We start from the raw sequence: 11,671 nt of genomic DNA, 5'->3' as shown, positions 1-11,671 counted from the left end.
ATCCGACAGTGGCGAAGGTGGCGAAGATCCGGCACATTTCGTGCCTGAACCCAATGGCGACAACCCTTCGGCCAAGATCAAACAGGTGGCTTCGGGCCGGTTTGGCGTGACTGCGGAATACCTCAACCAGTGTGAAGAGCTTGAGATCAAGGTCGCTCAGGGTGCAAAACCCGGCGAAGGTGGTCAGTTGCCAGGTATGAAGGTCACCGACCTGATCGCGCGCCTGCGCCATTCGACCAAGGGCGTGACGCTGATCTCGCCGCCGCCGCACCACGATATCTATTCGATCGAGGATCTGGCGCAGCTGATCTACGATCTGAAGCAGATCAACCCGCGCTGCAAGGTGACGGTCAAGCTGGTAGCGTCCTCGGGCGTTGGCACGATTGCTGCCGGTGTAGCCAAAGCGAAAGCGGATATTATCCTTATTTCGGGTCACAATGGCGGTACAGGCGCGTCGCCTGCGACCTCGATCAAATATGCCGGTTTGCCGTGGGAGATGGGCCTGACCGAGGCGCATCAGGTTCTTGCGATGAACAACCTGCGGGATCGCGTCACCCTGCGGACCGACGGTGGTCTGCGTACCGGTCGCGACATTGTCATGGCCGCGATGATGGGGGCCGAGGAATACGGCATCGGTACCGCCGCGCTGATCGCCATGGGTTGTATCATGGTGCGTCAGTGTCAGTCGAACACTTGTCCGGTGGGCGTGTGTACGCAGGATGAATCCCTGCGCGCCAAGTTCACCGGCAATGCGGATAAAGTGGTGAACCTGATCACTTTCTATGCCCAGGAAGTGCGAGAGTTGCTGGCCAGCCTCGGTGCGCGCTCGGTTGACGAGATCATCGGCCGAGCCGACCTGTTGGCTCAGGTCAGCCGGGGATCGGCGAATCTGGACGATCTGGACCTCAATCCGCTGCTGATCACTGTCGATGGGGCACATAACATCGTCTACAACCGCGACAAAGAGCGCAACGCGGTGCCGGATACGCTGGACGCCGAAATCGTTCGTGATGCGGCCCGGTTCCTGAAGGATGGTGAAAAGATGCAGCTGTCTTATGCCGTGCAGAACACGCACCGGACCGTTGGAACCCGTGTGTCCAGCCATATTGTGCAGAATTTCGGGATGCGGAACACCTTTCAGGACGACCATCTGCATGTGAAGTTGCAAGGCTCTGCCGGGCAATCGCTGGGAGCTTTTGCGGCCCCGGGTCTGAAGCTGGAAGTGTCGGGCGATGCCAATGACTATGTCGGTAAGGGCCTGTCCGGGGGTATGATCGTCGTGCGCCCACCGCAAGTCAGCCCGCTGAAAGCAGATGACAATACGATCATTGGTAACACGGTTCTCTATGGGGCCACTGATGGGTATCTGTTTGCCGCCGGTCGCGCCGGTGAACGGTTCGCGGTGCGGAACTCTGGCGCCAAGGTTGTTGTCGAGGGGTGCGGTTCCAACGGGTGTGAATACATGACCGGCGGTGTCGCCGTTATCCTTGGAACGATCGGAGCCAACTTTGGTGCGGGCATGACAGGCGGAATGGCCTATCTGTATGATCCCGAAGGCAAGGCCGAGGCGCTGATGAACAGGGAAACGCTGGTCACTTGCCGGGTCACTGTGGATCACTGGGAAGATCAGTTAAAAACGCTTATCATGCGTCACGCTGCTGAATCACAAAGCCGCAAGGCTGCTGATATTCTTCAGCATTGGGATGTGGAAAAAGGCAACTTCCTGCAGGTTTGCCCGAAGGAAATGCTGAACAAACTTAGCCACCCACTGAGTGTTGAAGCCAAAGCAGTTCCGGCGGAATAAGCCGAAACTTTTTGCCTCTCGAAACCCCGCGTGTCATTTGCACCACGCGGGGTTCGTATATTAACGACGTTTCAGTGCTGGTCTTGCCCGTTTATCCGAAAATCGCCAATCTTTCTTCACACTCAGGCGATAATCATGGGCCGATCTAGGCACCAGATGATAAGCAGACAGGGGCAACCGGATGCCAACACCGTATCAGGATCAGTTTTATACTTTCGATCCAGCAAACCCGCCGCCTGCGGGAACGGCTGTCGCGGTTAGCAGTTTCACTTTGATCGATGCAGATGATGACAACGAAATTGATGCACCGAGTGGTGATACAGTCAATGGCCAGGACGTTACGAATTCCTGGCCGGGAGACACTGTTACCATCAACGTCGCGGGCGTCGGGAATGTAACCTATACCGGCACCACGTTTTATCTGGCTGATGGATCTCGGGTTTTTACACCGACAGACGGCCAGGTCTTGCAGCCGGGAACGTTTGTTTCAGCCACCTTCGTCAACACACAGGGGCCGCTGAATGTCGGCAATTTGGGTCCGCCCTGTTTCACGCCGGGCACCATGATAATGACCCCGGATGGGGAACGCACGGTGGAAGATCTTAAGGTCGGTGATCTGGTCACGACCGTGGATCATGGCCCTCAGCCTTTGATCTGGGTTGGGCGTACAGTGGTAGCCGCCGAAGGAAAGCTGGCCCCGATCCGGTTTGAGGCCGGAGTGTTCGACCTGGATCGTCCGCTGCTTGTTTCGCCTCAGCATAGGATGCTGATTGAAGACTGGCGAGCCTCGTATCTGTCCGGGCACGCTGAAGCGCTGATTCCGGCACATGCTCTGGTCAATGGAAAAACGGTGACCCGCGTGGAAGGCGGTGAGGTGGAGTATTTCCACCTTTTGTTCAAGCAGCACGAGATCGTCATCGCCAATGGTGCCAAAAGCGAAAGCTATTATCCGGGGCATGCGTTGTCGGCCTCGGACCGCGAAACGCAGAGCGAGGTCCTGCATCTGTTCCCTGAACTGGCAGGTCATGATCCGATGTCGGTAGAAACCGCACGCCCGGTTGTTCACCCGCGCGAAGCGCGCGCCTTCGCAATTTAGGCCGTTTCAAACCCGGACCGCGCGTCGTATAGCTGAAGTATGGCGAAGAAAGCAGCCCGCAAATCAAGCGGTAAGAAAAACAAGGCATCCAGCAGGAAATCACCAACGGTGCGTCAGATACGCCGTTGGCTGACTCGTGCGGTTGCGGCAATTGCAGGAGCTTTGCTTGCGATAATCCTGTTGTATTCGGTTGTGAACCCACCTTTAACCCATACGATCTGGTCAGAATGGCGCCGATTGGGAAAGGTTGAGCGTGAATGGGTACCGATCGAGGACATGGCCCCGATCATGGCGCGATCGGTTGTGGCAGCAGAGGATGCGAATTTCTGCCTGCATTGGGGATTTGATGTAGAGGCCATTCGAGATGCGCTTGAGGATGGCGGAAATCGCGGTGCCTCGACCATTACACAGCAAGTGGTAAAGAACGTATTCCTTTGGCAGGGGCGCAGTTGGATACGCAAGGCGCTGGAAACTTCGATCACACCTGTGGTCGAGATTTTCTGGAGCAAGCGGCGCATCCTTGAGGTCTATCTGAACGTTGCCGAAACCGGGAATGGCGTTTTTGGGGTCGAGGCTGCCGCGCAACAGTATTTCAACACCAGCGCATCGAAACTGACCCCAGTTCAGGCAGCGCGGATTGCCGCCATTCTGCCGTCACCGCGCAACAGGTCAGTCACAGATCCGACGGCGCGTACGCGCAGACGGGCGGCATCTATTCTGGATGGGGCGGCCACCATCCGCGCAGATGGTCGCGCAGATTGTTTCGAGGATTGAAACCCGTCGCCTGCCAAGGCTAAATCTGTCGGGTACTCACTGGTTCGATTGGAAGCCCATGGCGCGTTTGTTTCATGTTCCCCTCTCTCCGTATTGCCGCAAGGTTCGGCTGTCTTTGGCGGAAAAGAAGATCGAGGTTGAGCTTGTCGAAGAGCGATACTGGGAGCAGGATCCCGACTTTTTGCGCCGAAACCCTGCGGGTAAAGTACCAGTATTGCGTCTGGACGGACAAATGATGTCGGAAAGCGCGGCGATCTGCGAATATATTGAGGAAACCCGCCCCGAACCATCATTAATGCCAAAAAGTCCCGAAGCCCGATACGAAGTACGGCGCCTTGTCGGCTGGTTTGACGACAAATTCCATCATGAGGTGACGTCGAAGCTGCTGTACGAACGGGTGAACAAAAAAGTGACGGGTCAGGGCTATCCTGACAGCAAGAACGTCAAACAGGGTGCCAAAGCGATCAAGTACCATCTGGATTATATGGCATGGCTGTTGGATCACCGCCGGTGGTTGGCCGGTGATCAGATGACACTGGCTGATTTCGCGGCAGCGGCGCACCTGTCGTCGCTGGACTATATCTCGGATGTGGATTGGAACCGCAGTCAGGTGGTCAAGGACTGGTATGCGAAAATCAAATCGCGCCCTGCTTTTCGCTCTATTCTGGCGGATCAGGTGCCGGGTTTCCGGCCGCCGCCCCATTACGCAGATCTGGATTTCTGATAGTGTGTGCCAGCGGGGCTGTCTCCCCCCATCGGGCATCTGCGCGATTCCCCCCGAGGATATTTTTGGCCAGATGAAGAGCGGATCAGATTTGAAGGAAAAGCTGGTACAGCAGGCCCTTGAAGAGGGGTTTGTTGCGTGCCGTGTCTGCCGCCCCTGGGATGTTCCAAAAGTTCCCGAGCGTTTGGCAGCGTTCCTGGACGCAGGGTATCATGGGCAGATGGGATGGATGGCCGAGCGGACGCATTGGCGCGGTGATCCTGCGGCCCTTTGGCCCGAGGCGCGATCAGTGATCATGCTGGCCGAGAGTTACAAGCCGGAACATGATCCTACAGACGTCTTGAAGCAACGCGGCCACGGGGCGATTTCTGTCTATGCGCAGAACAAAGACTATCATGATCTGGTCAAAAAGCGACTGAAGCGCCTGGCGCGGTGGCTGATTGCCGAGGCGGGCGGCGAGGTTAAGGTGTTTGTTGACACTGCACCCGTGCCGGAGAAAGCTTTGGGGCAGGCCGCCGGGTTGGGCTGGCAGGGGAAACACACGAATCTGGTCAGCAGGGAGTGGGGTAATTGGGCCTTTATAGGGTCTGTTTTTTCAACTTTGGATATACCCGCGGATCCCGCTGAGATTGATCGCTGCGGGTCTTGTCGGGCCTGTTTGGACAGCTGCCCCACGGACGCCTTTCCGGGCCCGTATCAGTTGGACGCACGGCGGTGCATTTCCTATCTGACAATCGAGCATAAAGGCCCTGTGAAGCCTGAGCTTCGCAGAAAGCTGGGCAATCGAATCTACGGCTGTGACGATTGCCTTGCGGCTTGCCCGTGGAACAAGTTTGCGGTTGCCGCAAGCGACCTGCGCTATGCAGCGCGCGAAGATCTGGCGGCGCCTGCGCTGGAAGAGCTGGTGGCGCTTGATGATACTTCGTTCCGAGCGAAATTCTCGGGCTCACCCATCAAACGGATCGGGCGCGACCGGTTTGTGCGCAACGTGCTTTATGCCATTGGAAACTCGGGGCAGTCGAAACTGAGGGCCGCGGCCCAAAGTTTGACAGATGACCCAGATGAAACCGTGGCCGACGCAGCGCGCTGGGCGGTGGAACAACTTTCATAATTGCCGCAAACAGGCTGGACGTGTCGGCCCCAATCGCTACACCAATCTGCAGCGAACAGTAAGGAGAACCCGATGGCGCTGGCTTTGGGGGTGGATACGGGTGGAACCTATACCGATGCGGTACTGATCCGGGATGAAAAAGAGGTAATAGCCTCGGCCAAGTCCCTGACCACACGTGCGGATCTGGCAATTGGTGTAGGCAAGGCGATTTCTGCCGTTTTGGAGCAGGCAAAAGTTGCGCCGGATCAGATTTCAATGGCCTCTTTGTCCACTACATTGGCGACAAATGCCTTGGTCGAAGGGCAGGGCGGGCGCGTTGCATTGATCTATATCGGGTTCAAAGACAGCGACCTTGAAAAGCACGGTTTGAAGGACGCGTTAAAAGGGGACCCGGCCCTGGTTATGTCTGGTGGGCATTCCCATTCTGGCAGCGAAGCTGCACCATTGGATGTTGCCGCGCTGGAGCAGTTTTTAGACACTCACAAGGGGATTTCAGGCTTTGCCATAGCCGCTCAGTTTGCCACCCGTAATCCCGCGCATGAACTTGAAGCCGCGCGAATCGTTTCGGAAAGAACCGGGGCTCCGGTAACATGTTCGCATCACTTGTCGGCAAAGCTGAATGGGCCGAAACGCGCCGTGACGGCAGTGTTGAACGCGCGGCTGATCGGGATGATCGACCGTTTGATCGGGCGGGCGCAGGACCGGCTGCGCGAGTTGGGGATTATGGCCCCGATGATGGTTGTTCGCGGTGATGGGGCGTTGATGAGTGCTGAACAGGCGCGTGAACGCCCCATTGAAACGATCCTGAGCGGACCTGCCGCGTCAATTGTCGGCGCGCGCTGGTTGACTGGCGCAGAGAATGCGTTGGTGTCGGATATTGGCGGTACGACAACTGACGTGGCGTTGATCCGTGACGGTAAGCCCGCGATCGACACGGCAGGGGCACAGGTGGGCGGGTTCCGCACAATGGTCGAGGCAGTTGCGATGCGCACCCATGGCCTTGGAGGTGACAGTCAGGTGCATGTCGTGACCGAGGGGTTGCAGGGCGGTGTTTTTCTGGGGCCGCGCCGCGTTCTTCCGGTGTCCCTGATCGCCTCGGAAGCGCCCGCGATCGTTCATGCCGTTCTGGACGAGCAATTGCGGGCCACGACGGTGGGTGAGCACGATACGCGCTTTGCCCGACGCGTGCCGGGAATACGTGACGACGGTATAGATGTGCGCGAAGAAGCCCTGTTGGAGCGGTTGGGAGATCAGGTTCTGCCGATTGGTTCCTTGCTTAGGTCCCGAATGGAGAGCGGCGCATTGACCCGGTTGGTGGATCGCGGGATCGTTCAGATCTCGGGCGTGACGCCGTCGGATGCCAGCCATGTACTGGGGCGGGTGGATGCCTGGGATGCTGAAGCCGCCCGTAAGGCACTAGAACTGGTTGCGCGCAAACGGGTCGGGTCCGGGGATATGTTGGCAAATTCCGCCGAGGCGCTGGCGCAAATGATCGTGGACCAGTTGACGGAACAGACCAGTTTGATCTTGTTAGAGGCTGTTTTTGATGAGGAACCGGACAGTTTCGGGCTGCCGCCACAGGAGTTGGCGCGGCATGTCCTGACACAGCGCGGATTGGCGCGGCATCGCGGTTTGTTGTCGCTGACCGCAGCTCTAAACGTTGATGTTGTGGGGCTTGGGGCATCAGCCCCCAGCTATTACCGGGCGGTTGGTGAACGGCTGCACTGCCGGATGATCCTGCCGGAACATGCGGGCGTAGCCAATGCGATTGGCGCCGTCGTGGGACGGTTGACCTTACGGCGATCGGGCACGGTGACAAGCCCTGCCGAAGGGCGGTATCGTGTACATCTCAAGGGCGGGCCCAAGGATTTTTCCGCATCAGAAGACGCGTTGGCTTTGCTGGAAAATGTTCTGAGGTCGGAAGCTGAAGGTGCGGTGCGCGAAGCCGGTGCAGAAGATATCCGCGTGATCGTGGATCGCGACATCAAAACCGCGCGGGTCGAGGCCAATGATGTGTTTGTCGAAGCAATGATCACGGTCGAGGCAAGCGGGCGACCGCGGGTTGCGGCGGGCTAGCCCCTCTGACTTGTACAGAGGGGCCGGGCAGGTGGTGCATTATTCTGCGGCGCTGGCACGTTTGGGAAGAACCCAGTCCTGGCGCGGGAAGTGGCAGGTATATCCGTTCGGGATGCGCTCAAGATAATCCTGATGCTCGGGTTCGGCCTCCCAGAAATCGCCGACGGGTTCGACTTCGGTTACGACTTTTCCCGGCCACATGCCGCTGGCATTCACATCTGCGATAGTATCCAGCGCAGTTGCTCTTTGGGCTTCATCGACGTGGTAAATCGCGGAACGATAGCTCATGCCTCGGTCGTTGCCTTGCCGGTTCACCGTGGTCGGGTCGTGAATCTGGAAGAAAAATTCCAGCAGGTCGCGGTAACTGATCTGCGACGGGTCAAACCAGATCTCGATCCCTTCGGCGTGGGTGCCATGGTTGCGATAGGTTGCGTTGGGCACATCGCCTCCGGTGTAGCCCACCCGGGTTCGCAAGACGCCCGGCAGCTTGCGGATCAGGTCCTGCATACCCCAAAAGCAGCCTCCGGCCAGTACAGCACGTTTTTCAGTCATTGGATTTCCTCCACGTGGATCAGGAATTCGGCGTAACCTTCAGCCTCCATCTCATCCCGATGGATGAACCTGAGCGAGGCCGAGTTGATGCAATACCGCAGGCCACCATGTTCTCGCGGGCCGTCGGGGAAGACATGCCCCAGATGGCTGTCGCCGTGTTTCGAGCGAACCTCGGTCCGGATCATACCATACGTCGTATCGCGAAACTCCTCCACATGCTCATGGAGGATCGGCTTGGTGAAGCTGGGCCAGCCACATCCGGATTCGTATTTGTGGGTCGAAGCAAACAGCGGCTCGCCTGACACGATGTCCACGTAGATGCCCGGTTCCTTGTTCCCCAAATACTTGCCTGTCCCCGGTCGTTCGGTGCCGTTGCGTTGGGTGACATGAAATTCTTCGGGCGAAAGCGCCGCGATAACCGTGGGGTCTTTGGTGTAGCGTGTCATGGATCCTCCGGCTGATTTGACGTTTGAGCCATTATCTGGGGGCTGCAGGGTAGAAAGCAAAGCGATATTTCAAACAGCTCTCACAGTCGTGCAGTCGGTCAGACGCAAACATTTGGGTCCTTGCTTTAGGCCGAAGCCGTTTTGCCAGAAGGTTGGCGTGACAGCTGAACCGCAAGAATACCCAGCGTCGTGACGGTAACGCCAATTGCGTCCATCGCGCCCAGTTTTTCGCCCAATAATATGGCCGCAATCGTGACACCAAATACCGGGTTCAAAAAGTGGAACGTGGCTGCGCGGATCGCGCCGATGCGATCCAGAAGAAGGAACCAGATCAGCGTGGCCAGCAGCCCAGGAAACAGGGTTGTGTAAGTGAACGCCAATGCCAGTGGCAGCGTCGGGTGGATGTAAATGGTCTCAAAGATCGGAGCGGCCACGAACAACGTGGCGGAACCTACAAGCATCTGCAGGCCCACGACCATCATGAAATTGCCGCCTGAGGTTGCGCCGCGAACCGCGAGGGTGGCAAAGGTCAGCGCCAAAGCTCCGATGCCGCATAGCGCGACGCCGAACATGTCGACACCAGAACTGATCCGGCTGCTCATGATCAGGGCGACGCCGGTGAATCCGGTAAACAAACCCAAAATACCGAGAGGGCGCAGTTTCTCGCCAAAAATAAGCCACCCTGCCAGTGCCACCAGCAAGGGCATTGTGGACGCGATAATCGCCGCAACCGAAGCCTCGACCGTTTGCATCGCGTAAAAATTCAGACCCAAATACAGGGCATTTTGGCAGATACCGAACAGAATTGTCGCCCGCCATTGGTTCCGAGTCAGGTGCCAGCTTTGCCCCATCGCCCGGGCAATCAGAACCCCCAGAACCCCTGAGATCAAAAACCGCAGAGCCAGCGAAAACAAAGGAGAGGCGTCTGCCACTATGATCCGCGCCGAGGTAAAGGCGGACGACCAGATCAGGGCAAATGTCAGCCCCATGGCTATGGCGCGCAGATCCATGGAGACCCCCTGTCACTTTGCGCGGACTGTCCCCGATTTTGTGATCGGTCGCAAGCGCTGCGCGTCATAAAAGACGCATATGTGATGACAGGAAAGTCGCCCTTATGTTTTCGTTGATTGACTGACCAATTAAAGCTATCAGCTCCGGGATCTGACATATCAAGGGAGGGTTGTCGGTGCTTCTGGAATACATTCTATCTTTTGGCGTCCTACTGGCGTTGGGCCTGGTCGCGTTCTTCGTCGTGAAATGGTGGAACCTGCGCTGCGTTGGCGTGACACCTGTTCACCTTTTCACATTCATCGCGATCCTGTTTACGTCCGGTCTGGATGTTGGCCTGATCATGTTCCCGTTGACAGAATTTGGTGGGTATGCCGAAGATCCGGCATATGCCTTTGCTAATCCACTGGCGATCGAATTCGGTTTCTGGGGTTTTCTGATCTGGGCGTTTTACTTCCTGACAGCCTTCTATTTCTGCGTGATCGAACCGCGCGTGAAATTCTTTGAGATCCCGCTGGTCAAACTGATCAACAACGTGGTCATTATTGGCACCTGCGCCTTTACCGCCAGCCTGTTCCTGATCTACCTGCCTGGCTACCTGCCAGAGGTCGGAGATGGCGAATCTGTCGTTACCACCTTCTACGTCATCGTGTTTGTGGTCATATTGGCGGCGGCATACTCGTCGACCGACCTGAAATATGTGCGGATCCTGTCGGTGGGCTCGACCTTCCTGTTCATGGCCCTGATCCTGGGAATGTGGGCGGCCGCTGGTATGGGAATGACCGGGTTTGTCGAAACCGGCAGTAACATTGGCGCCTATTTCACCAATATGCACAAATTTGTCCTGCCGCTGACTGACTACCATGCCTTCTACCTGTTCTGGTGGTTTGCGTGGTCAATCATGATTGGCCAGTTTACTTCGCGCTTTGTGGGCGGGTTGAAGACCTGGCAGTTGCTGGCGGCGTTGCTGATCTTCCCGTCGATCCCGCTGGGGATCTGGTTCACCGTTCTCTACTACTATCATCTGAACGGTATCAGCACCGCAGGGATCACCAATATCGCGATGGTAATCGTGGGCGTGACCTTTGTGATCAACTCGCTGGACTCTCTGATTAGGCTCTATACGGACAACCTGAACATGACCGCCGAGCGGTTTGGCAAGGCGACCTATGTCGCCGGCAACGTCGCGCTGCTGTTTGTCCTGACCCTGCTGTTCCAGAGCCAGTGGCTGCAAATCCAATGGATCGGAGCCGTCGTAGTCGGTCTCTACCTGGCTTGCGTGGTCTATATCCTTGTAACCAAGCGCAAAGAGGTGATGAGTATCGACGCCATGCCGGAAGATCGTGATCTGGACTTCCACAAGGTTGAGACGATTCACTGATTGGTTCTAACCTACCAAAACAAAAGCGGGCCTCGACATCGGGGCCCGCAGCCGTGTTTTGGCGCTGCCCGGTTCGCGCCTCATTCCGTGTCGAGACGATATTTGAGGAAGCTGTGGCCAGAGTAGTCTACTTGCCCAACAAAATACGCGCCGAGTTTAGTCATTGCGCGCAGTTTCGTGCGTGAAGGCGGCAGCAAGAATGTCACGAACGGAATACGATTGTCCTGCTTTGCGAATGCGATGGCCTGACGCGCTATTTTGGCACCCAGTCCAAATGCACTGGGCTTCAGGACCAGCCCGAAATCCCACTCTTCACCTTCTTTTTGAAAACCGCCCCATCCCACATATTGTCCGCGGTGCAGAATTGCCCAATGACCTAGGCCGTCCCGCGCCCAACACGACTCTTTCGCATGAACGAAACTGGCGACTGTTTCCTCATCCCAATCCTGCGTCAGGAGAGGCATGTGTTCGGCAAGAATTGGATTTCTCATATGCGCCAGTATCTCAGGTGCTGAGACGAGGGGCAGTCGCGTGAATGTAATATCCTGTTCCATAGAACTGGGATTTAGCGGGCCAAGCAGGAATTCAAAGTGAGCAGCCTCATCTGACTGGTCCGATTTGATTGTTAGTGCATCATCGGCCTGTGATCCATCGGGATGATGGTTTCAGGTGCTGGCGGGCGATAGCCCAGTGCACTGT

At 56.9% G+C, this 11,671-nt stretch carries 11 protein-coding genes; 7 read left to right on the top strand and 4 right to left on the bottom strand.

Annotated elements, in window-relative coordinates; genetic code table 11:
- The 6 genes from AC2FNC_RS18290 to AC2FNC_RS18265 all read left to right on the top strand — a co-directional run.
- On the top strand, positions 1–1,804 hold a 1,804-nt coding region (locus AC2FNC_RS18290), incomplete at its 5' end, for a glutamate synthase-related protein (protein ID WP_496716180.1).
- Between the two features lie 181 nt (positions 1,805–1,985).
- Complete coding sequence (locus AC2FNC_RS18285; protein ID WP_480519709.1) at positions 1,986–2,900, top strand: Hint domain-containing protein; 915 nt, start codon at positions 1,986–1,988, stop codon at positions 2,898–2,900.
- Between the two features lie 39 nt (positions 2,901–2,939).
- A complete protein-coding gene (gene mtgA, locus AC2FNC_RS18280) occupies positions 2,940–3,674 on the top strand; it encodes a monofunctional biosynthetic peptidoglycan transglycosylase (RefSeq protein ID WP_480519711.1) in 735 nt (244 codons plus the stop codon).
- A 58-nt stretch (positions 3,675–3,732) separates the two neighbouring features.
- A complete protein-coding gene (gene fzlA / locus AC2FNC_RS18275) occupies positions 3,733–4,398 on the top strand; it encodes an FtsZ-binding protein FzlA (protein WP_480474603.1) in 666 nt (221 codons plus the stop codon).
- Between the two features lie 73 nt (positions 4,399–4,471).
- On the top strand, positions 4,472–5,509 hold the full coding sequence (queG, locus tag AC2FNC_RS18270; protein WP_496716178.1) for a tRNA epoxyqueuosine(34) reductase QueG: 1,038 nt from the start codon (positions 4,472–4,474) through the stop codon (positions 5,507–5,509).
- 72 nt (positions 5,510–5,581) lie between these two features.
- On the top strand, positions 5,582–7,585 hold the full coding sequence (locus tag AC2FNC_RS18265) for a hydantoinase/oxoprolinase family protein (RefSeq protein ID WP_496716176.1): 2,004 nt from the start codon (positions 5,582–5,584) through the stop codon (positions 7,583–7,585).
- Between the two features lie 39 nt (positions 7,586–7,624).
- Here AC2FNC_RS18265 and msrA read toward each other — a convergent pair whose 3' ends face one another.
- From msrA to AC2FNC_RS18250, 3 genes are all read right to left on the bottom strand, one after another.
- The gene (gene msrA, locus AC2FNC_RS18260) at positions 7,625–8,137 is read right to left on the bottom strand and encodes a peptide-methionine (S)-S-oxide reductase MsrA (protein WP_496716175.1); all 513 of its coding nucleotides are present in this window, start codon (positions 8,135–8,137) and stop codon (positions 7,625–7,627) included.
- Complete coding sequence (gene msrB, locus AC2FNC_RS18255) at positions 8,134–8,583, bottom strand: peptide-methionine (R)-S-oxide reductase MsrB (protein ID WP_480474611.1); 450 nt, start codon at positions 8,581–8,583, stop codon at positions 8,134–8,136. Before msrB ends, msrA begins: the two co-directional genes overlap by 4 nt.
- Before the next feature lie 125 nt (positions 8,584–8,708).
- Positions 8,709–9,593: a DMT family transporter gene (locus AC2FNC_RS18250; RefSeq protein WP_496716173.1), complete on the bottom strand. Its 885-nt coding sequence runs from the start codon at positions 9,591–9,593 to the stop codon at positions 8,709–8,711.
- A gap of 182 nt (positions 9,594–9,775) precedes the next feature.
- Between AC2FNC_RS18250 and AC2FNC_RS18245 the strand changes: the two genes are divergently transcribed.
- On the top strand, positions 9,776–10,972 hold the full coding sequence (locus AC2FNC_RS18245) for a BCCT family transporter (RefSeq protein WP_496716181.1): 1,197 nt from the start codon (positions 9,776–9,778) through the stop codon (positions 10,970–10,972).
- An 80-nt stretch (positions 10,973–11,052) separates the two neighbouring features.
- Here AC2FNC_RS18245 and AC2FNC_RS18240 read toward each other — a convergent pair whose 3' ends face one another.
- Entirely contained in the window at positions 11,053–11,526 is a 474-nt protein-coding gene (locus tag AC2FNC_RS18240) for a GNAT family N-acetyltransferase (RefSeq protein ID WP_480555075.1), read from the bottom strand.
- Positions 11,527–11,671: the final 145 nt, after the last annotated feature.

This window comes from Ruegeria sp. BHSA123, assembly GCF_059613425.1.
This window is presented reverse-complemented; position numbering and strand designations above follow the sequence as displayed.

Bases quoted from the DNA above. Each gene is read 5' to 3' on its own strand.
- AC2FNC_RS18285 (WP_480519709.1), top strand. From the start codon at position 1,986: ATGCCAACACCGTATCAGGATCAGTTTTATACTTTCGATCCAGCAAAC.
- mtgA (WP_480519711.1), top strand. From the start codon at position 2,940: ATGGCGAAGAAAGCAGCCCGCAAATCAAGCGGTAAGAAAAACAAGGCA.
- fzlA (WP_480474603.1), top strand. From the start codon at position 3,733: ATGGCGCGTTTGTTTCATGTTCCCCTCTCTCCGTATTGCCGCAAGGTT.
- queG (WP_496716178.1), top strand. From the start codon at position 4,472: ATGAAGAGCGGATCAGATTTGAAGGAAAAGCTGGTACAGCAGGCCCTT.
- AC2FNC_RS18265 (WP_496716176.1), top strand. From the start codon at position 5,582: ATGGCGCTGGCTTTGGGGGTGGATACGGGTGGAACCTATACCGATGCG.
- msrA (WP_496716175.1), bottom strand. From the start codon at position 8,137: ATGACTGAAAAACGTGCTGTACTGGCCGGAGGCTGCTTTTGGGGTATG.
- msrB (WP_480474611.1), bottom strand. From the start codon at position 8,583: ATGACACGCTACACCAAAGACCCCACGGTTATCGCGGCGCTTTCGCCC.
- AC2FNC_RS18250 (WP_496716173.1), bottom strand. From the start codon at position 9,593: ATGGATCTGCGCGCCATAGCCATGGGGCTGACATTTGCCCTGATCTGG.
- AC2FNC_RS18240 (WP_480555075.1), bottom strand. From the start codon at position 11,526: ATGGAACAGGATATTACATTCACGCGACTGCCCCTCGTCTCAGCACCT.